At 72.0% G+C, this 21,419-nt stretch carries 13 protein-coding genes; 8 read left to right on the forward strand and 5 right to left on the reverse strand.

Features of this window, described 5'->3' with window-relative positions:
* Window positions 1–44: 44 nt before the first annotated feature.
* A complete protein-coding gene (locus AQJ58_RS28205; RefSeq protein ID WP_067255260.1) occupies window positions 45–1,994 on the forward strand; it encodes an FUSC family protein in 1,950 nt (649 codons plus the stop codon).
* Here the strand turns inward: AQJ58_RS28205 and AQJ58_RS28210 are convergent, their stop codons facing one another.
* Window positions 1,995–4,055: a PhoX family protein gene (locus tag AQJ58_RS28210; RefSeq protein ID WP_067255262.1), complete on the reverse strand. Its 2,061-nt coding sequence runs from the start codon at window positions 4,053–4,055 to the stop codon at window positions 1,995–1,997. It lies immediately after the preceding gene.
* A 1,002-nt stretch (window positions 4,056–5,057) separates the two neighbouring features.
* On the opposite strand from AQJ58_RS28210, the gene AQJ58_RS45735 reads away from it, so the two are divergent.
* The 4 genes from AQJ58_RS45735 (at window position 5,058) to AQJ58_RS28230 (ending at window position 12,876) form a co-directional block, all read left to right on the forward strand.
* Window positions 5,058–6,317, forward strand: a complete 1,260-nt coding sequence (locus AQJ58_RS45735; protein ID WP_324613841.1) for a VWA domain-containing protein — start codon at window positions 5,058–5,060, stop codon at window positions 6,315–6,317.
* Between the two features lie 138 nt (window positions 6,318–6,455).
* On the forward strand, window positions 6,456–8,174 hold the full coding sequence (gene metG / locus AQJ58_RS28220; protein ID WP_067255266.1) for a methionine--tRNA ligase: 1,719 nt from the start codon (window positions 6,456–6,458) through the stop codon (window positions 8,172–8,174).
* Between the two features lie 533 nt (window positions 8,175–8,707).
* Complete coding sequence (locus AQJ58_RS45500; protein WP_067255268.1) at window positions 8,708–11,740, forward strand: FG-GAP repeat domain-containing protein; 3,033 nt, start codon at window positions 8,708–8,710, stop codon at window positions 11,738–11,740.
* 71 nt (window positions 11,741–11,811) lie between these two features.
* On the forward strand, window positions 11,812–12,876 hold the full coding sequence (locus AQJ58_RS28230) for an AI-2E family transporter (protein ID WP_067255270.1): 1,065 nt from the start codon (window positions 11,812–11,814) through the stop codon (window positions 12,874–12,876).
* On the opposite strand, the gene AQJ58_RS28235 is transcribed toward AQJ58_RS28230, so the two are convergent.
* The gene (locus tag AQJ58_RS28235) at window positions 12,828–14,975 is read right to left on the reverse strand and encodes a SpoIIE family protein phosphatase (RefSeq protein WP_067255272.1); all 2,148 of its coding nucleotides are present in this window, start codon (window positions 14,973–14,975) and stop codon (window positions 12,828–12,830) included. The two genes, AQJ58_RS28230 and AQJ58_RS28235, sit on opposite strands and share 49 nt — an antisense overlap.
* A gap of 180 nt (window positions 14,976–15,155) precedes the next feature.
* Here AQJ58_RS28235 and aspS point away from each other — a divergent pair, with 180 nt between their 5' ends.
* The 3 genes from aspS (at window position 15,156) to AQJ58_RS28250 (ending at window position 18,632) form a co-directional block, all read left to right on the forward strand.
* A complete protein-coding gene (gene aspS, locus AQJ58_RS28240) occupies window positions 15,156–16,919 on the forward strand; it encodes an aspartate--tRNA ligase (protein ID WP_067255274.1) in 1,764 nt (587 codons plus the stop codon).
* 159 nt (window positions 16,920–17,078) lie between these two features.
* On the forward strand, window positions 17,079–18,029 hold the full coding sequence (locus AQJ58_RS28245; protein ID WP_067255276.1) for an intradiol ring-cleavage dioxygenase: 951 nt from the start codon (window positions 17,079–17,081) through the stop codon (window positions 18,027–18,029).
* Window positions 18,030–18,245: 216 nt separating this feature from the next.
* Complete coding sequence (locus tag AQJ58_RS28250; protein WP_067255277.1) at window positions 18,246–18,632, forward strand: hypothetical protein; 387 nt, start codon at window positions 18,246–18,248, stop codon at window positions 18,630–18,632.
* A gap of 19 nt (window positions 18,633–18,651) precedes the next feature.
* Here the strand turns inward: AQJ58_RS28250 and AQJ58_RS28255 are convergent, their stop codons facing one another.
* The 3 genes from AQJ58_RS28255 to AQJ58_RS28265 all read right to left on the reverse strand — a co-directional run bounded on the left by AQJ58_RS28255 (window position 18,652) and on the right by AQJ58_RS28265 (window position 21,416).
* Entirely contained in the window at window positions 18,652–19,764 is a 1,113-nt protein-coding gene (locus tag AQJ58_RS28255; RefSeq protein ID WP_067255279.1) for a hypothetical protein, read from the reverse strand.
* Between the two features lie 151 nt (window positions 19,765–19,915).
* Window positions 19,916–20,857 (reverse strand): ADP-ribosylglycohydrolase family protein, encoded by a 942-nt coding sequence (locus tag AQJ58_RS28260; protein WP_234360323.1) that lies wholly within the window; start codon window positions 20,855–20,857, stop codon window positions 19,916–19,918.
* A 94-nt stretch (window positions 20,858–20,951) separates the two neighbouring features.
* The gene (locus tag AQJ58_RS28265) at window positions 20,952–21,416 is read right to left on the reverse strand and encodes a MarR family winged helix-turn-helix transcriptional regulator (RefSeq protein ID WP_067255281.1); all 465 of its coding nucleotides are present in this window, start codon (window positions 21,414–21,416) and stop codon (window positions 20,952–20,954) included.
* Between the last annotated feature and the right edge of the window lie 3 nt (window positions 21,417–21,419).

The raw sequence follows: 21,419 nt of genomic DNA on the forward strand, positions 1-21,419 counted from the left end.
GTCGCCCTGACCTGCCGGGACGGTGGGTGCCCATAATGGGGCCCATGTCCCGCGAGTTCCCCATCGGCCTCACGCCACCCGACTGGCTGGTGCGGAACCTTCGGCCCCAGCAGTCCCCCGTCAACCGGCCCGCCGTCGCCCGCGCCGCCGTCGCGATGACCCTGCCCCTGGTGATCGGCATGGCGGCCGGACAGCCCGCCTACGGGGCGCTCGTGTCCATGGGCGCCCTGTCGGGGGTCATCAGCGACACCGCCGACGCCTACCGCATGCGGATCCTCAACATCGCGATCCCGCAGCTGTTCGGGGCCGTCGGCATCACGCTCGGATCGGCCGTGTACGGCCAGGGCTGGCTCGCGGTCGTCACCGTCACCGCCGTGGCGCTCGTCTCCGGGATGATCTCGACGATCGGGGCGGTGGCGTCCGTCTCCGGGCTGCTGCTGCTCCTCAACTGCGTCGTCGGCGCGGGGCTTCCGATGCCCGGCGCGTGGTGGCTGGCGCCGCTGCTGGTGAGCGGCGGCGGGCTGCTCGTCCTGCTCCTCGCGCTGCTGGCCTGGCCACTGCGCTCGGGGGTGCCGGAACGCACCGCCGTCGCGGCCGGCTACCGCACGGTCGCCGATCTGCTGGCCGCCTGCGGCAGCCGGGTCCCGGGCGCGTACGAGGACGCCCGCCACACCGTCACCCAGTCGCTGAACCAGTCGTACGACCTCGTCCTCGCCCGGCGGGCGCGCCACCACGGCCGCAGCCCCGAACTGGTGCGGCTGCTGGCGCAGTTGAACGCCATCACCCCGGTGGTGGAGGCGGCCCCGGCGGCCCATCTGCACGGCAGGCCGCTGCCGCCGGAGGTCCCGGAGGCCGTGCACCACCTGGCACGGGCGATCGAGACCGGCTTCACCGGCCCCCTGGCCCTCACCCTGCCCACCCCCGCCTCGGAGACCGGACGCGCCGTCGACCACGCCCTGCGGCACGCCGCCGCCGTGGTGACCGCGCCCGACGTCGACCCCCGCGGCCCCGAGGACGACCGGCTCGGCCGCCCGGCCCGGCTCGGCACCCGCGCCGCGCGGGCCGCCCGCGACGTGGCCCTGTCCGCCGCCTCCTGGCGGTACGGGCTGCGGCTCGCCCTGTGCATCGGCCTCGCCCAGGTGCTGGTGTCGACCGTCCCGGTCGCCCGCTCCTACTGGGTGGCCCTGACCATCACCTTCGTCCTCAAGCCCGACTTCGGCTCGGTGTTCTCGCGGGCGCTGCTGCGCGCGCTCGGCACGGTCGTCGGCCTGGTGGTCGCGGCGGCGGTGCTCTCCCAGGTGCCGCGCGGGTGGTGGGACGTACCGGTGATGCTGGTCCTCGCGCCGCTCATCCCCGCGCTCACCCCGCGCGGCTACGGCTACCAGACGGCGGCGATCACCCCGGTGATCCTGCTCCTGTCGGACATCCTCAACCACCAGGGGACGGGGCTGCTGCTGCCCCGGCTGGTGGACTCCCTGATCGGCTGCGGCATCGCGCTCGTGGCCGGCTATCTGCTCTGGCCGGAGAGCTGGCACACCCGGGTCGGGGACAGGCTGGCCGACGCGGTCGCCGACAGCGCCCGCTATGTCGAGGCGGCCTTCGGACCGGAGGTCGACCCGGCGGCCCGCGCCCGGATGCGCCGCCGGCTGTACCGCGATCTGTCCGTGGTCCGTACGGAGTTCCAGCGGGCGCTGACCGAGCCGCCGCCGACCGGCAGCCGGGCCGCCGCCTGGTGGCCGCTGGTCGTCGCGGTGGAACGGATCGTGGACGCGACGACGGCGGCCCGGGTCCGTGTGAAACACGGAGCCGAACCGCCGTCGGGGCCGGAACTCGCGCAGGTCACGCTCCAGCTGCGGGAACTCGCCGAGGGCCTGCGCGACACCGAGGTCCTCTATCCCGTCCGCACGGACCTCACGGGCGCGTCCGGCAGCGTTCTGGAGCCGTTGCGCCAGGAGGTGGCGGCGGCGCGGGCGATCGCCTCCCCGTCGGGCTGATCAGGCGCCGATGTCGCAGCCGTCGGCGCGCCACACCGCCACGACCGCCGGACGGACGATCTTCCCGGGCCCGTCGGGCCAGGTACTGGCCGGCTTCTCGACGGACGCCCCGTCGATCTCCCCCGGATGCTGTACGGCGACCAGGACGCGCCGGTCCTGGATGACGGGACCGCAGGTCTCCGCACCGGTCGGCACCGTCAGGAACTGCTTCAGCTCACCGCGCCGCGCACCGCGCGTGGCCACGCCGAAGAGGCCGTCGTGGGAGCCGAGCTGGTTGCCGTCGGTGGAGATCCACAGGTTGCCGTGCGGGTCGAAGGCCACGTTGTCCGGGCAGGAGATCGGGCTGACGTCGTCCTTGGAGAACCCGGCGAAGTAGGTCGCGGGATCGTCGGGGTCACCCGCGACGAGGAAGAGCGACCAGGCGAAGGCCGTGCTCTCCGGCCGGTTCCGGCGCTCGGTCAGCTCCAGGATGTGCCCGTGCTTGTTGGCGTTGCGCGGGTTGGCCTCGTCGGCCTTGGCGTGCGCGCCGACACCGCGGTTGGAGTTGTTGGTGAGCACGACGTACACCTTGCCGGAGACCGGCGAGGGCTGGATGTCCTCGGGCCGGTCCATCTTCGTCGCGCCGACCTTGTCGCCCGCGAGCCGCGTGAAGACGAAGACCTCCTCGGCGCTCATCCCCTCGACGTGCGAGACGGCGCCCTTCGCGGTGGCGGTGGCCAGCGGGATCCACTCGCCGCTGCCGTCGAACTCGCCGTCGGCCGGCAGCTTGCCGGTGCCGTCGATCTCCAGGGCCGGGGAGTCGCCGGTGAGCCGGGCGACGTACAGCGTGCCCTCGTCGAGCAGCGACAGGTTGTGCTCGCGCACGGCCCGGCTCGACCCCTTCTTCATCCGCTTGCTGCCGACGAACTTGTAGAAGTAGTCGAAGCGCTCGTCGTCACCGGAGTAGACGACCGGCCGCCCGTCCTCGGTGAGCCGCACGGTCGCGGCCTCGTGCTTGAACCGGCCGAGGGCGGTGTGCTTGCGGGGCGTGGAGGCCGGGTCGTACGGATCGAACTCGACCACGTACCCGAACCGGTGCACCTCGTTCGGCTCCTGGGCGACGTCGAACCGCTTGTCGAACCGCTCCCACTTGCGCTCGGTGGCGCCGGTGCCGACGCCGTAGCGCTTGTCGGTCGGGCGGGAGGAGTGGGCGAAGTACTGGTTGAAGTTCTCCTCGCCGTGCAGAGTCGTGCCCCAGGGGGTGGTGCCGCCGGAGCAGTTGTTGAGGGTGCCGAGGACCTTGGTGCCGGTGGGGTCGGCGGACGTCTTCAGCAGGTCGGACCCGGCGGCGGGCCCGGTGAGCCGGAACTCGGTCGTGGCGGTCACCCGCCGGTTGAGGGGATGCCGGGGTACGGCGGTCAGCGCGCCGGTCCTGCGGTCCTCCTCCACGACGACGGCGGCGAGGCCGTGCGCGGCCCAGGCGACCTCCACCTGCTGGCGGGTGGGGTTGGCGGCGTCGTAGCCGCGGAACATGAGCACTTCATCCGTGTACTCGTGGTTGGCGACGAGGAGCTGCCGGCGGTGCTCGCCCGGGAGGGGCAGCAGCGCCAGGAAGTCGTTGTTGTAGCCGAACTGCCCGGCCTGCGCCTCCGCCGTCTGGTTCTCCGGGTCGAAGGCGGGCGCACCGCGCAGGATGGGCTCGCCCCAGCGGACGACGACGTTCTGCCGGTAGCCGTCCGGCACGGTGACGGCGTCCGCGGTGTTCGGCGGCACGGGGGTGAAGCGCAGGCCGCGGGCGCCGGTGGCCGGCTTCCCCTTCCCGGTGGTGTGCGCGGGCGCGGCGGCGGCGGGCAGCGCCCCGGCCGCTCCCGCGGTGGCGGCGACGGTCACGACGGCGGCGGCGCGCATGATGCCGCGGCGGCTCAGGGCCCGGGTGATGACGTCACCGACGTACTCGTTGCCGCTGGTGTTGGGCACCTCGTGGAAACAGGCGTCACCGCAGCGGAAACGGCAGGTCATGGCGGAGCGTCCGCCGGGGTGGGACTGGGACGGCGTTCCGATCAACGGCAGCAGCTTGCGCACCTTTACTCTCCCCTTGCGTTCCCTTGGTGTGAGCGTGACGGTAGGGGGGCGTCTGTGCGCAGGCGCGGCGACGGGGTGAACGGGGAGTGAATCCCCGGTAGCGACAGGGAAGTTGGGGCGGGGAGCGGGAGGGGGGAGGGCACGGGGGAGGGGACGGGGCGCGGGATGGCCGGGAGGCGGTGTTGACACGCCTCGCTTCCCCTCACTCACCCCTGCCCAAGATCTCCCCTACGGGCCGCTAACCTTACGTGTCCGTCCTGGCCAGGGATTGACGGGCTTCAACTCACGCGAAGGGTTGCGCGCATGGGCATTCTCACTCGCCTTCGGAACGCATTCGGCCGCTCACGCAAGGAGCGCACCGCCGAGGCGGAGGGTGCGGAACAGGTTCCCTCGCAGGAACCCGCTTCTTCGCGAGAGGAGCGGCAGAACGGCGAACCGGCGCCCACGCCGGCCCCGACCGCCGTGATCCCCGAGCCCCGCCCGGCAACGGACCCGGAACACGAACTGGTCGCGGCGGCCTTCGACAACGTCACGGTCCCAAAGCCGACCCGCTCCACGGAGACGGAAGGCGAGCAGGGGGAGAAGACGCCGACGGCTGAGACGGCGGCTGAGGCGGAGCCTGCGGCGGCTGAGGCGGAGCCTGCGGCGGCTGGGACTGTGGCTGAGGCGGAGCCGGTGGCTGAGGCTGAGGCTGGGGCTGCCGACGAGGCTGTGGCGGAGCCGGTGGGTGAGGCTGCGGCTGGGGCTGCGGCTGCCGACGAGGCTGTCGCGGAGCCGGTGGCTGAGACCGCGGCGCAGCCGGTGACCGAGGCCGAATCGACCGGTGAGGCTACGGCGGAACCGGTAGCTGAGGCTGCGGCTGAGCCGGAGACCGAAGCCGAGCCGGTGGCTGAGGCCGAGGCTGCCGACGAGGCTGTCTCGGAGCCGGTGGGTGAGGCTGCGGCGAAGACTGAAGCCGAGCCGGTCGCCGAGACCGTGGCGGAGCCGAGCAGTGAAGCTGCGGTGGCGACTCAGGCCCCGGAGGCTTCCACCGACGCGGTGGAGGAACCGGTGGCCGAGCAGGCTCCCGTGGAGGAGGCTGCCACGGAGGAGCCGCACGCCGACAACGAGCCCGAGGCTGCTGAAGCGGCCGAGGTTGCGGACCAGGAGCCGGTGGCCGAAACGGCCGTGGAGTCGGCGTCCGCCGAGACCTCTGCGGTGACCGAGGAGGCCCCGGCGACGGAGGCGACGACCGAGGCCCCCGCGGCAACCACGGAGGAGCCCCCGACCGAAGCCACCGTCGACGCCGAGCCCGAGGCGGAGCCGGAAGCGACCACCGAAGAGCCCCAGACCGAAGCCAAGACCGAAGCCGAGGCCGAAACCCCGGCGGAGGCCCTCCCCGTGGAGCCGGACCCCCAGCCCGAAGCCGCCGCCGACCCCGCACCCCAGGCAGAGCCGGAAGCGACCACCGAAGAGCCCCAGACCGAAGCCAAGACCGCCGCCGAGGCCGAAACCCCGGCGGAGGCCCTCCCCGTGGAGCCGGACCCCCAGCCCGAGGCCACCACCGTCCCCGCGCCCGAGGCGACCCCCGTCGCCGCCGCCACCCCCACCGAGACGGAGCCCGAGGCGACCCCCGCCCTCGACGCCGAGCCCGTCGACGTGCCCCTCGCGCACGACGCCGCCGCTCTCGCCCTCGCGAAGGCCGGGCTCACCACCGCACGCGCGCGGGTCTACCTCGTTCTCGACCGTTCCGCCAGCATGCGCCCGTACTACAAGGACGGCTCGGCCCAGGCGCTCGCCGACCAGACGTTCGCGCTCGCCGCCCACCTCACCCCCGAGGCGCCCTCGGTCCACGTCGTGTTCTTCTCCACCGAGGTCGACGGCACCACCGATCTCACCCCCGCCTCCCCCGAGAACGCGATCGACGAGGCGCACGCCGGCCTCGGCCGCATGGGCCGTACCAGCTACCACGCCGCCGTGGCGGCCGTACTCGCCCACTACGACGAGCAGGCCACCCCCGGCACCCCCGCCCTGGTCGTCTTCCAGACCGACGGCGCCCCGGACGCGAAGACCCCGGCCACCCAGTCCCTCACCGACGCCGCGAAGAGCCACCCCTCCGTGTTCTTCTCCTTCGTCGCCTTCGGTGACCACGACAACAAGGCCTTCGACTACCTCCGCAAGCTGAAGACCGACAACACGGCCTTCTTCCACGCGGGCCCGACCCCCCTGGAGCTGACCGACGCGGAGCTCTACGACGGCGTCCTCATCGACTGGCGCCCGTAACACCGCGCCCGCGCTCCGTACGCCCCGTATGCCGCCCGCTTCTCACCCCGTAAAACGGGAAGCGGGCGGCATACACATGTCGGATACGATTTCAAGGTTCGCAATACAGCCGACAGACCGACCTGGGAGCAGCCCCCGATGGCTCGACACCTCATCACCAGCGCCCTTCCGTACATCAACGGAATCAAGCACCTGGGCAACATGGTGGGGTCCATGCTCCCGGCGGACGTGTACTCCCGGTACCTCCGCCAGCGCGGCCACGACGTCCTGTACATCTGCGCCACGGACGAGCACGGCACCCCCGCCGAGCTGGCCGCGAAGGAGCAGGGCATCCCGGTCGCCGAGTTCTGCGCCACCGCGCACGACGCGCAGAAGGCGGTCTACGACGGCTTCGCACTCGCGTTCGACTACTTCGGCCGCAGCTCCAGCCCGCAGAACGTCGAGATCACCCAGCACTTCGCCCGCCGCCTCAACGAGAACGGCTTCATCGAGGAGCGGGCGATCCGCCAGGTCTACAGCCCGGCCGACGGCCGTTTCCTCCCGGACCGCTATGTCGAGGGCACCTGCCCCCACTGCGGCTACGACAAGGCCCGCGGCGACCAGTGCGAGAACTGCACCCGGGTGCTCGACCCCACCGACCTGATCAACCCGCGCTCCGCGATCTCCGGCTCCACGGACCTGGAGGTCCGCGAGACCAAGCACCTCTTCCTGCTCCAGTCCAAGCTCCAGCACGAGGTCGAGGAGTGGGTCTCCCGCCACGAGGGCGACTGGCCGCAGCTGGCCTCCTCCATCGCCCGCAAGTGGCTGACCGAGGGCCTGCACGACCGCGCCATCACCCGTGACCTGGACTGGGGCGTGCCGGTGCCGGCCGACACCTGGCCGGAGCTGGCTGCCGAGGGCAAGGTCTTCTACGTGTGGTTCGACGCCCCGATCGAGTACATCGGCGCGACGAAGGAGTGGGCGGACCTCGACCCGGAGAACCGGGACTGGAAGTCCTGGTGGTACGAAGCGGACACGAGCGTCCGCTACACCGAGTTCATGGCCAAGGACAACGTCCCCTTCCACACCGTGATGTTCCCGGCGACCGAGCTGGGCGTGCGCGAGCCGTGGAAGAAGGTCGACTACGTCAAGGCCTTCAACTGGCTGACGTACTACGGCGGGAAGTTCTCCACGAGCCAGAAGCGGGGCGTCTTCACCGACCAGGCCCTGGACATCCTCCCGGCCGACTACTGGCGCTACTTCCTGATCGCCAACGCGCCCGAGTCGGACGACTCGTCGTTCACCTGGGAGCACTTCACGGCCACGGTCAACAAGGACCTGGCCGACACCCTCGGCAACTTCGTCAACCGCGTCCTGTCCTTCTCGAAGAAGCGGTTCGGCGAGGAGGTCCCGGCTGGCAGCGCGCCCGGCGAGGCGGAGACCCGGCTGGGCGAGCAGATCGCCGAGCTGCTCGCCGAGTACGAGACCCAGCTGGAGGCCCTCCAGTTCCGCAAGGCGGCCGCCGCGCTGCGCGCCCTGTGGTCCGCGGGCAACTCCTACCTGGAGGAGAAGGCCCCCTGGCTGGAGATCAAGACCGACCAGGAGGGCGCGGCCCTGACCCTGCGCACGGCGATGAACCTGATCCACCTCTACGCGGTGGTCTCGGAACCCTTCATCCCGACGACGGCGAAGACCATGCGCGAGGCGTTCTCCCTCACCGAGGACACGGCCACCTGGGTCACCGCGGACGAGGCGAAGGCCCTCACCTCCGTCCCCGCCGGCACCCCCTTCACGGTCCCCCCGGTCCTCTTCGCCAAGCTCACGGACGACGACCTGGCGGCCTACAAGGAGCGCTTCGGCGGCGAACCGTCCGCCTGACGCACCACACGCACGGAGAAGGGGCCCGGGATCGGGGCATTCCCGGGCCCCTTCGCGTACCAGAAGAGCTGGACGGGCACCTCCTGGGGGCCGTTGGCATGACGGCAATCGTGCCGCCGGTGATCTCGGCCGTGCCGTTGGAGTCCAGGCCTCGCCCCGGAGCCACCGCTGCCAGTGGCGTTGATGCCGTCGCCGCTCGCCACGAGCGCCGCAGAGCCGCCCGCGACGACGATGTCCCTGCCTCCAGGCCCTCCTGCGCGCGGGTGACCTTCACCGTGCCGTCGTCGATGACGAGGTCGCCTTCCGCGGGCGCCCCGTCGTCCCCGCTCGCGGCGGTCACAGCGGCCCCGGCGAAGTGCACCGCGCCGTCTTGGACTCCGTTGAACAAGTCCGAGAAGTGGCGGAAAAGAACGGGGAACCCACCCGCAAAGCACGGGAAAAGCCTTGCTAAAGTCCGTTCACTCAGCGAGGGCAGGGGGCCCTCAGGGGGAGGACCAGCACACGTGGGCACACACGCCCGGAGAACGGGGCGCGTGACCGCCGCCGTCTCCGCACTCGCCGTCGCGGTGGCAACCGTCGTCACCGCCGTCGGCGGCGGCACCGCAGGAGCGACGGGATCCGGCGGCACCACCGGGATCACCCTCACCGACCCGGCGTCCGCCGAACCACGCACCGACCGGCCGCTGGTCGTCGGGGAGTCGGGCTATCTGCACCGGCAGAGCGGGGTCGCCGGACTGCTGTGGACGGACTTCGCCACCGGCGCCACGGTCACCGTGGCGACCGGGGACGGCGTGTACCCACCCGCCTCGCCCTGTGCCGACATCATCAGCGCCTGCCGCACCGCCTGGTACGGCTCCGGCGGCGACCTGGTCGCCCTGCCGACGGCGCTGTCCTCGAAGTCGGTCACCCTGTGGGACCCGGCGACACGGACGACGTCCACCGTGACCTCGTCGTACTCCTACCGGGCGTTGGCGGGCGAGACGGTCGTCACCGGCCGCACCCTCATCGACTTCCCGGACGGGGAGCGGCGCGAGCGCACGCTCACCGGCGACGGCACGACCACCCTCGCGGACAAAACCGTGGCCGCCGCCGACGCGCGCGGCGTCCTGGTGAAGGGGAGCACCTCGCTCTCCTACATCGACGTCGCGACGGCCGTCTCCACGCCGGCTTTCACGGACGTCCCGTACGACGCGTACGCCGTCCTGGGCGAAGACCGGTTCGGCTGGTACTACCCCGACAGCGGAAATCTGCATCTGAAGTCCCGCAGCGATCCGGCAGGCGAGGAACAGGTCTACGACCTGTCCTCCCTCGGCGATCTCATGGACGCCCCCCTCCTCGTCGGCGACCGTCTGCTGCTGCCGCTCGCCGCGGGCGGCACGCTGACGGCAGTGTCCCTCGCCGACGACACCTCACAGACGCTGCTGGAGTCCTCCGGCGCCTACGCGCTGCCCGCACCCGGGGGCGACGCGCTGGTCAGCGGTGGCACCGGCGCCGACGACTGGTGGCTCCAGCGCGTCGCGGCGGGCGAGGACGGCGCACCCACACTGACGAAGGTGGCGCGGGTCCCAGCCGTGGAGAACGTCAAGACGGGCCTCGCCCTCAGCCGGGGCGGCCTGCGCGTGGTGGAGGCCGGCGGCACCAGCTCCGTACGGACCCTCACCACCGACGGCGGTGCCACCCTGGAGTCCTCCTCCGCCGTCGGCAGCGCCGCGGTCAACGCCCTCTGCCCGTACACCGGCGTCTCCTGCGCCCCCCTCTGGGGAAACACGGGGGACACCCCGAACGACGTGTACCTCACCACGTACACCGACGAGACCGATCGGAGACTCGACCGGATCAAGGTCATCGGCAGCGGCCCGATCGAGTTCGGCACCTCCGGCGGCAGGATCGTCGACGTCTCCGACGACTACGTGGTCTACCAGTCGGGCGGCGCCTCGCCCACGCAGTACGTGTGGGAGATCGGTCAGGGGCAGAAGCTGAAGCGCAGCGGTCGTACCGCCGCCCTCGACGGCTCCACCCTCTGGAGCGCCGGTTCCGGCGTCGGCCAGGTCACCTCGTACAGCCTCACCGAGGACAAGACCCTCAGCACGGTCACGATCCCCGGCGCCGGCTGTGTCCCGACCGAGCTCCAAGCGGCGGGCCGCTGGCTGTACTGGGCCTGCGGCACGGCCTCGGCGGGCGTCTACGACACCAGGGCGGGCACGTCCCGCGCGGTCGCCCCGGGCGATGTCCTGCTCGGCGACGGCTTCACCGTCCGCCACGACCACACCGCCGACGAACTGGTCCTCACCGAGGCGGCCACCGGCACCACCCGCACCCTGGCCTCCGGCGTCCCGGACACCGGCCAGGACACCGACCGCCGCTGGCGCTGGACCGTCGACGAGTACACGGGCCTGGTCGCCTGGTTCGACGGCTACGAGCGCACCCGGGTCGCCACGACCGGGATCACCCCCTCCGCGCCGGCCCTGGTCTCGACGCAGATCTACGGGTTCGCGGCCATGGGCTCCGCGGGCTACTGGAGTGCCACCTGGCGGCTGTCCCGCCCGATCACCTCCTGGTCCCTGACGTTCACCTCGGTGCAGAGCGGCCCCACCGGCAGGGCCACCCGCACGATCACGGGCGGCGCGGCCACCACGTACGCCTACGCCGACTGGAACGGGCTGACGTCGGCCGGCGTCCGCTTCCCCAACGGCGTCACCCGGTGGACCCTGCGGACGACCGGCCTGGGCGGATCCTCGCTCACGACGACGGGCAGCGGCAGCGAGTTCATCAACGAGGGCTCCGCGGTCCGCCACGACTACGGCAGCATGGACGGCACCGACGGCCTCGGCGACCTGCTCACCCTGAACACCTCGGGCACCCTCACCGTCCACCAGGGCACCGGCGGCGGAACGTTCTCCGAGAAGCTCGACGGCCCCGGCTGGCCCAGGACCATCACGGCCGTCCCCGTCGGCGACCTCAGCGGCGACCGCTGCAACGACGTCCTCGTGCGGCTGAGCAGCGGCGCCCTGCGTCTCTACAAGCCGGGCTGCAACTCCGCCGTCAAACCCGCCACGAAGTACACCACCCTCGCCACCAGCGGCTGGAACCAGTACGACATCCTCACCTCGCCCGGTGACGTCACCGGCGACGGCCGCCCCGACCTCGTCGCCCGTGCCGCCTCCACCGGGACGGTGTACCTGTTCAAGGGCACGAGCGCCGGCACGCTGTCCTCGCGGGTGAAGCTGTACGACAACCTCAGGACATACCGGCGGATCGCGGGCGCCGGAGACCTCGACGGCGACGGCATCGGGGACCTGATCGCCCAGGACGGGGCGAACACCCTCTACCGGTACTCCGGCACCGGCAGGGGCACCTTCTCCGCCCGCGTGAAGCTGGCCGCGAACTGGGGCGCCGCCTACAACGCCGTCGTCGGTGTCGGCGACCTCAACCGTGACGGGCGTCCCGACCTCGTCGCCCGCGACACCGCCGGGAAGCTGTACCGGCAGTACGGCGACGGCAAGGGCTCGTTCGGGGCGCGGGCGCTGATCGGCTCGGGCTGGGGCGGGTACCGGACGCTGTCCTGACGCTGACGGCACGTCACCCGGCCGGCCCGCCCACGCAGGACAGCCCGGCCGGGCCGTGCTCCGCTGGACGTGTGCAGCTGCTCCCCGTGCCCGTCCGCCGGCTCGCCGCCTGGTGTGCGGTGATCCTGCTCGTCGCGGGCGTGGCGTACGTCGGGATCCGGCTGTGCGCGACGTTCCGTACGGCCGTCACGCCGGTGCTGCTGGCCCTGCTCGGGACCGCGCTGCTGCGGCCGCTGTACAAGCGGCTGGTGAAGGCGCGGGTGCCGCGGTCGATGGCGGCGGCGCTGACCTGCGTGGCCGTCGTCGCGGTCGTCGGCGGTGCCGTGTACGTGGTGGTCGCCGCGCTGATCGACACCGGGGACCAGATCGTCGCCTCCCTGAAGGACGCGGCGCGAAGCGTCGCCGAGCACTTCGGGGCGGCCGGGACCTCGCTGGACGACCTCGCCTCCAAGTCCGGTGACCTGCTGACGAAGTTCGGCGGGACGGCCGCCTCCAATGTGATCAGCGGAGTCAGCGTGGTCGGCGAGACCATCGCCATGGCCGTTCTCGCCCTGCTGCTGGTGTTCTTCTTCCTGCGGGACTCCGACCGCGCCGCCGGCGCCCTGCGCTCGGTGGCGCCGGGCGGCACCGGGGATACCCTGGAGGCGATGAGCCGGCGGGCGTTCGCGGCCGTGGAGGGCTTCATGCGGGGAACCACGCTCATCGCCCTCATCGACGCCCTGTGCATCACCGTCGGTCTGCTCGTCCTCGACGTCCCGGGCGCCCCGGGCCTGGGCGCCCTCGTCTTCGTCGGCGCCTACATCCCTTACCTGGGCGCCTTCATCTCGGGCGCGGTCGCCGTCCTCGTCGCGCTCGCCGACCGGGGGTTCGTCATCGCGCTGTGGGCGCTGGGCGTCGTCCTCGCCGTGCAGGTCCTGGAGGGCCATGTCCTACAGCCCGCCATCCAGAGCCGCACCGTCCAGATGCACCCGGCCGCGGTCATGCTCGCCATCACCGCGGGCGCCTCGGTGGCCGGCATCCTCGGCATGCTCCTCGCGGTGCCGCTGACCGCCGCGGGCTTCGGGGTGCTCAGCGAGCTGCGGACGCGTTACGGCGCACCGGGGCCGTCGGAGCCGCCCGCGCCGTCGGCCTCGTAGAGCTCGAACCAGATCGTCTTGCCCTCGCCGCGCGGGGACACCCCCCAGCTGTCCGCGAGGAGTTCGACGAGGACCAGGCCCCGGCCGGAGGAGGCGAGTTCGCCGGGGCGGCGGCGGTGCGGGAGGTCGTCGCTGGTGTCGGTGACCTCGACCCGGATACGGCGCTCCCGGGGGAGCCCGGTGACCTCGGCGACCACGAGCGCGTCGGCGTCCGTGTGGACGAGGACGTTGGTGAGGCTCTCCGACAGCAGGAGCACGGCGGAGTCGACCTGGTCGTCGCTCGGCCAGTCGTGGAGCAGCTCGCGCAGCTGCTGGCGGCCCACCGCGACCCGCTCGGGTTCGGCCTGGGCCACGGTCAGCATCGTGCGGCGGACCGGGGTGCGGACGGGGACGGCCGCGGCCGGGCCGCAGCCCGCCATGCCGTGGCGGCACAGGAGCAGAACGGCGATGTCGTCGCCGCGGCGGTCGGCGAGCGGGCCGGGCGTGTGGTGGGAGGACGGGCCGTGCACGGCCTGGACGAGCGCGTCGGCCAGCCCCTCCAGGTCGCCCTCGTGGCCCTCCATGATCGCGCGGACGCGGCTCCAGCCGCTGTCGAGGTCGTGACCGCCCGTCTCCAGCAACCCGTCGGTGCACAGCATCAGCGCCTCACCGGGCTCCAGGGTGAGCCGGGTGGTGGGGTAGTCGGCGGTGGGGTCGATACCGAGGGGCAGGCCACCGGCGGTGGAACGGACCATGACCGTCCCGTCGGACATCCGCACGGCCGGGTCCAGGTGTCCGGCCCGGGCCGTCTCCAGCACCCCGGTCACCGGGTCGACCTCGATGTAGAGGCAGGTCGCGAACCGCAGTTCGGTGTCGTCGCCGGCCTGGTTGATGCCGTGCAGGAAGCCGGAGGCCCGGGAGAGCACGGCGTCGGGGCGGTGGCCCTCGGCGGCGTAGGCGCGCAGGGCGATCCGGAGCTGGCCCATGAGCCCGGCGGCGCGCACGTCATGGCCCTGGACGTCTCCGATGACCAGCGCGAACCGGCCTTCCCCGGGCAGCGGGATCATGTCGTACCAGTCGCCGCCGACCTGGAGCCCGCCGCCGGTCGGTATGTAGCGGGCGGCCAGGGTCATGCCGGGTATCTCGGGGCCGAGCGTGGGCAGCATCGAGCGCTGGAGGCCGTCGGTCAGCTCCCGCTGGGTCTCGGCGGCGCCCGCGCGGGTGAGGGCCTGGGCGAGCATGCGGGCGACGGTGGTGAGGACGGACCGTTCGTCCGGGGTGAAGGCCACCGGATGGGTGAAGGCGGCCATCCAGGCGCCCATCGTCCGCCCGGCCACCGTCAGCGGCACGAACGCCCAGGACTCCCGGCCGAAGTGCGCGGCCATCGGCCAGGTGAGGGGGTAGCGCTCCTTGTACTGCCCGGGTGAGGAGAGGTAGACGGCCCGCCCGGTGCGGACGACCTCGGCCGCCGGGTAGTCCGTCTCCACGGGCATATGGGTGAAGGGCTCCTCGTCGCCGGGCTGCTGGCCGTGGTGGCCGATGATCGTCAGCCGGTCCCCGTCGACCCCGAAGACGGCGAGCCCGTCCGGCGAGAACCCGGGCATCGCCAGGCCCGCCGCCACCCGCAGCACCTCCTCCGTGGACCGCGCCTCCGCCAGCGCCCGGCCCGCGTCCAGCAGGAACGCCTCCCGTGAGCGCCGCCAGTCACCGGTGACGGCGGTGCGCCCGGCGGGGGTGCCGGGGCCGGGCTCGGTGACCTCCTGGAGGGTGCCGATCAGCTCGTACGCCCGCTTCTCGGGGTCGAAGGACGGTTTGGAGCGGCTGCGGACCACCCGGGTGATCCGCCCCTGCTCGTCCATGATCCGGATCCGCACCTCGGCGAGGGTGCCCTCGGCGACGGCGAGCTGGATCACTCCGGTGATCTCGTTCCAGTCGACGGGGTGCAGCCGGGCCCGGGTCTGGGCCTCGCTGAGGACCGTGCCCTCGGCGGGCAGCCCGAGCAGCCGGGCGGCCTCGGCGTCGACCGTGACCTGCCCGGTGGCCGTGCTCCAGTGCCACAGGCCGGTCGCGAGGGAGGCGAGGACCTCTCCCACGGCGGGCAGGGACTCGCCAGCGCGCATTGCCCCACTCTAAGAAGACGGCGACGAAAGGTGCCACCGATGGGTTCGTCCCACCCTGGGGCGGTCGGGGAACGATCATCAGCGGCGCAGCGGAGGGGAGTCGATCTCGGGCCGGCCGGTACCCTGGGGTTTGTTTCACGTGAAACGTGCCCCCTATCCACGAAGGCTGGATGAACGACGATGCATCGGTACAGGTCCCACACCTGCGGCGAGCTCCGCTCCTCTGACGTCGGCACCGACGTCCGGCTGAGTGGCTGGCTGCACAATCGGCGCGACCTGGGCGGCATCCTCTTCATCGATCTGCGCGATCACTACGGCATCACGCAGCTCGTGGCGCGGCCGGGCACGCCCGCGTACGAGGCCCTGGACAAGGTCAGCAAGGAGTCGACGGTCCGCGTCGACGGCAAGGTCGTCTCGCGCGGCGCCGAGAACGTGAACCCCGACCTGCCCACGGGCGAGATCGAGGTCGAGGTCGGCGAGGTCGAGCTGCTCGGCGCCGCCCAGCCGCTGCCCTTCACGATCAACACCGAGGACGGGGTCAACGAGGAGCGGCGTCTGGAGTACCGCTTCCTGGACCTGCGCCGCGAGCGCATGCACCGCAACATCATGCTGCGTACGGCGGTCATCTCGGCGATCCGGCACAAGATGACGGCGCTGGGCTTCAACGAGATGGCGACCCCGATCCTGTCGGCGACCTCCCCCGAGGGCGCCCGTGACTTCGTGGTCCCCTCGCGGCTGAACCCGGGCCGGTTCTATGCGCTCCCGCAGGCGCCGCAGCAGTTCAAGCAGCTGCTGATGATCTCCGGCTTCGACCGCTACTTCCAGATCGCGCCCTGCTTCCGTGACGAGGACGCGCGTGCGGACCGTTCGCCGGGCGAGTTCTACCAGCTCGACGTCGAGATGAGCTTCGTCGAGCAGGAGGACGTCTTCCGGCCCATCGAGCAGCTCATGACCGAGCTGTTCGAGGAGTTCGGCGGCGGCCGGCACGTCACCTCCCCCTTCCCGCGCATCCCGTTCCGCGAGGCGATGCTCAAGTACGGCTCCGACAAGCCGGACCTGCGGGCCCAGCTGGAGCTGGTGGACATCACCGATGTCTTCGAGGGCTCGGAGTTCAAGGCCTTCGCGGGCAAGCACGTGCGCGCCCTGCCGGTGCCGGACGTCTCCGCGCAGCCCCGCAAGTTCTTCGACCAGCTCGGCGACTTCGCCGTCACGCTGGGGGCGAAGGGTCTGGCGTGGGTGCGGGTGGCCGAGGACGGCACGCTGTCCGGCCCGATCGCCAAGTTCCTCACCGAGGACAACGTCGCCGAGCTGACCAAGCGGCTGTCCCTGGCCCCCGGGCACGCGATCTTCTTCGGCGCGGGCGAGTTCGACGAGGTCTCGAAGATCATGGGCGCGGTGCGCGTCGAGGCCGCCAAGCGGGCCGGCCACTTCGAGGAGGGCGTCTTCCGCTTCTGCTGGATCGTCGACTTCCCGATGTACGAGAAGGACGAGGAGACCGGCGCGATCGACTTCTCGCACAACCCGTTCTCCATGCCGCAGGGCGGCCTGGAGGCGCTGGAGACCCAGGACCCGCTGGACATCCTGGGCTGGCAGTACGACATCGTCTGCAACGGCGTCGAGCTGTCCTCCGGCGCGATCCGGAACCACGAGCCGGAGATCATGCTGAAGGCGTTCGAGATCGCCGGCTACGACCGGGAGACGGTCGAGGAGAAGTTCGCGGGCATGCTGCGCGCGTTCCGCTTCGGCGCCCCGCCGCACGGCGGCATCGCCCCCGGCGTGGACCGCATCGTGATGCTCCTCGCGGACGAGCCGAACATCCGCGAGACGATCGCCTTCCCGCTCAACGGCAACGCCCAGGACCTGATGATGGGCGCGCCGACGGAGCTGGAGGAGGCCCGGCTGAGGGAGCTGCACCTGACGGTGCGCAAGCCGCAGCCGAAGTAGCTCACGGCGGAGGTCACGCCGTAGGTCGCAGGAAGAGGCGGGAAACCATGGTCGGTTTCCCGCCTCTTTCGCATGCCGGTGGCCGAAGACTTCAGCTTTCTCAGGAACCCACAGTCGGTGCCGAGGGGAGCTACAGCCTTCTTACCTACCGTCCGGGGCATGACGGGAAACACCGAAGACAACCTGCCCCGGAACGAGAACCGGCTCGAAGGGCCCGCGCACAAGCGGAACATGACGCGCCGTAAGGTCGTCGTCGGGGGCGGCGCGGCCGTGATCGGCGTCGGCGCGGCCGGGGCCCTCGCGATGACCGCCTCCGCCGACGAGGCCTCCGACACGGCGGACACCGCGTCCGCGTCCGCGTCGAGCACGACGGAGGCCTGTTACCAGCTCACCTCGGAGACCACCGAGGGGCCCTACTACATCGACGCGGACAAGCTCCGCCAGGACATCACCGAGGACAAGGAGGGCATACCGCTGACCCTCAAGCTCAAGGTGATCGACTCCGAGACCTGCAAGCCGGTCGCGGGCGCGGCCGTGGACGTCTGGCACTGCGACGCGCTCGGCCTCTACTCGGGCTACGAGTCCCTCTCCCAGGGCGGCGGTACGGCCCCCACGGACGCGCCCACCGGCGAGCCCCCGACCGGTCAGCCCACCGGCGAGCCCCCGACCGGCGGCGGTGGCGGCGGCGGCCACGAGGAGCCCACCAGCGACACCCGCTATCTGCGTGGCACCTGGAAGACGGACAAGAAGGGCTGCGTCACCTTCACGACGATCTTCCCCGGCTGGTACCAGGGCCGCTGCGTCCACATCCACACCAAGGTGCACGTGGACGGCGAGTGGACCGACGCCGGCTACGAGGGCGGCCACACCTGCCACACCGGCCAGTTCTTCTTCGAGGAGGAGGCCGTGCTCCTCACGGAGGAGGTCGACCCGTACGCGACGAGCACCACGACCCGCACGCTGCTCACCGAGGACACCATCTACGACCAGAGCGGCACCACGGGCGGCCTGCTCAAGCTGAAGTACAACAAGAACAACATCGCCAAGGGCGTGACCGCGTCCCTCACGATGGGTGTCGCCCCGGACGAGACGAACGACGGCACGAGCTGACCGACCCGCCCGACGGCTCACGCCGACATCCGGCCCCCTTTCGCACGGGATGCGCGAGGGGGCCGCTGCTGTCACGGAGGACCACGAGGACATCCCCGCTCCCTCGGAAACCTCACCGCCGTCGCACAGGAAGCCCCGAGGACGATCACAGCCGGGTGCCTTCTCATGGGGGTGGAGGGAGCCGAGCAAGGATCGGCGGACAGGGGAGGAACGGCCATGGTTTTCGCGACAGTGCTCTCGGTACTGCTGATCACCGGCGCGACGGCGGCAGTCCTGGCCCGACGCCGCTCCCACCGCCACCGTCACCCGTCCGACCTGGACGCGGAGGCGGAGGCCAACCACGCCCTGGTCCGCCTCAGCGGGGGCCTGGTTCCTCCGAACGCCCGGGCATGGTCCACGGCGAAGAAGGAGGCGGGCGAGGCGCTGACGAGGGCGGCGGAATGCCAACGCGAGGCCCGCTCCCGCCTGTCGGAGGCGCATACGCCGGCGGACTACGCGGAGGTGACGCGCCTGGCCAACGAGGGCCTGACCCACCTCCGCACGGCCCGAGCGAGCCTGGACCCGGAGTCCGCCGCCCCTGCCTTCGCGACCACGGCACGCTGAAAGTAGTGCCCTGACTGCCTCACACCTCGGCGAACAGCTCTTCGGCCTTCTCCACCGTTCCGGCCCGTTCGAGCCAGTCGTCGACGCGGGCGAGGTCGGTGCAGGTGGTGATGCGCTCACGGACGTGCTCGGAGATCACGAGGCCCCGCACCTCCAGCACACGCAGCACCCCTGCGGCCGCTCCTCGGGCCTCCCCCCGGACCAAGGCCTCCTGATACACCCCGTCTGTCGCAGGGCCGTCCGACTCGTCGGCGAACAGGTCCTGCACACTGACCGCCGACAGCGCACGGTCGAACCAGACCGTGAGGGTGTCGAGGTCGGCGCACGAGGTGATGCGCTCGCGGACGCTGTCGGATACCTCGATACCGTGCTTGTCCAGGACGCGGAGGATCAGCGAGGCCCGGTCCTTGGCCGCGCCTTCGGCCTTTCCTTTGAGGTACTTCTCCTCGAACATTGTCCGGTGGCCGGGGAAGTGGGTGACGAGGGTGTCCATCATGGTCTTCCATTTCTCCCTGATCGGAGTGTTCTCCAGGCCGACTTCGACGAGTTCGGTCCAGTAGGCCGTGCTGAGGGGGTCGAGGGACAGAAGGCCGCGGGCCAGCGTTTCGAGTATGGCGGGCGCACGCCGGTTCTCGCTATGAACGATGGCCGCGAGTGCCGCGACCGCCGGGTTCCGGGCGACCGTCGCCTCGTCCGTGATCTCCGGCACGGTGGTCGGCCCCAGGACGAACGGGCGCGTGATCTGCGTCGTCCACGAGCCCACCACACACTCGAAGGGACCGGCGGCCCAGTTCGCGGTGGGCCGGTCCTTGCAGACCGCCACCAGCAGCACCGGCATGTCGTACTTCGCCCGCAAGTGGGCCACGTAGTAGGCCCAGCTCTTGCCCTTCTCGGGATGCGGCTTCGTCTGCGCCTCGATGGCGAGCAGGAAACTCTCCCCCATTTCCGGCTCGAACTTGAGCACCGTGTCGACACGGCGTTCCAGTGGCTGGATCTCCGTGGTGTCCGGGCTGAGGGTGCCGAAGTCCGCCTTCGACGGCGGCGGAATTCCCAGCGCCTCGAATACATGCGTGAGAGCCTCCGGGTGCTCCTGAAAGAGCCGGTGGGACGCCTCGTGCGTGGAAGTCACCATGGGCGCAACCTAGGTCGAGCAAAGAGCCGATTGCCCGGCGTATTCGGTGCGTTCACTCTTTCGAGGAGCGAAGAAACGTTCGCGCCGCGGTTCTCCGGCGGTGTTGGTGGCAACGAGTGCCTCGAACTCGCCGCCACCGCCACCGCCCTCCTCACCCGTCTCCGTCCCGACCGCCCCTGACAGCGCCCCACGGCGGAATCTCCTCGCACGCCTGCCGCCAAGCCGCCGGCACGCCCGCCGTCCCGGTGCGGGCCGCGACCACGCCTGCCGCTATCGCGCAGGTCGTGTCCCGGTCCCCCCAGCCGCCGACCGTCTGCCACAGCGCCTCCGTCAGGTCGTCCAGGTGCCCGGCCGCCGACCACAGGGCGAACGGGACCGTGTCCTGGGCCGACAGCTGTGTCCCCGCGCCGAGGACCGACGCCGCGTGGCGCACCGACGTGCGGTCGGGGAAGGCCGCCGCCACCCGCAACCCCGAGCGCACGTCGCTCTGCGGGACGTAGCGGATCACCTCCCGGAGGAAGTCACCCCTCGGCGGAGCCTCCTCCTCGGCGCCGCCCGCCGCCAGTGACGCCGCGACGGCCACCGCGACCGCCCCGGCCACCGCCTCCCGGTGGGCGTGCGTCGTCAGCGCCGACAGCCACGCCTGCGCCGCCGCCGTCCCCGGCCGGTCGTGGAAATACGCCCCCAGCGGAGCCACCCGCATCGCCGCGCCGTTCCCGTGCGAGCCCAGCCCGCCGAACGCGCCCGTCGTCACCGCACGCCAGTGCTCGCCCTCCCCGATACGGCGCAGCACCCCGTGCATGGAGGGGCCGTAGCCGCGGTCCGGGTCGCGGGCGTACGCGGCGGCGAACTCCCGGGCCAGGTCGTCCTCCAGGACCTCCCCGTGCTGCTCCAGGTGCGCGCAGAGCACCAGCGCCATCGCGGAGTCGTCCGTCCACGGCCACGGCGCCGGGCGCGGCTCCCGCGCCGCCCACAGCCCCTCCGCGTCCTCCTCCGCCCGCAGGAACCAGCCGTCCCCGAAGGCGTCCCCGAGGACCAGCCCCTCCAGGCTCCTGGTCATCACGTCCGTACGCATGTCGCGCATGTCGTCCATGGCGGTCCCCCTCGCTTCGCACCAGGTAGAGGGGAGCATCTTCGGGCGGCGGCCTGCCACCGACTTTCCCCCTCACCTCACCTGCCGGGTACGGCTATCGCGCGTCGTGCGGGGGCCGGTGCCCTTCCGTCAGGCGGGTGAGCAGACGGACGAGTTCGTCCTGGTCGGCCGGGGCGAGCGGGGCGAGGAGTTCGCGCTGGGCCTCGGCGATGAGCCGGTCGAGGCGCTCCAGGCGGCGGCGGCCGACGGGGGTGAGGCTGATGACGTTGCGGCGACGGTCGGCGGGGTCGGGCTCACGGCTCACGCACGCGGCGTCGGCGAGCGCGTTGAGCACGGCGACCATGTCGCTGCGGTAGATGCCGGTGCGGCGGCTGAGGTCCGCCTGGCTGGCCGCACCGCCCTCGGCGAGCGCGACCAGCACGGCGAAGTGCCACTTGTGGGCGCCCTCGGCGGCCAGCCGCTCCCCGACGAGCCGGTCGGCGACGGCCGCGGCCCCGGCGAGCAGCCGGCTGGGGATGGCGTGCAGCCGGGCCGGGGTGTGTTCGGGGGTCGGGCTCATCGG

It is taken from the genome of Streptomyces sp. DSM 15324, from assembly GCF_001514285.1.
Taxonomy (GTDB): domain Bacteria; phylum Actinomycetota; class Actinomycetes; order Streptomycetales; family Streptomycetaceae; genus Streptomyces.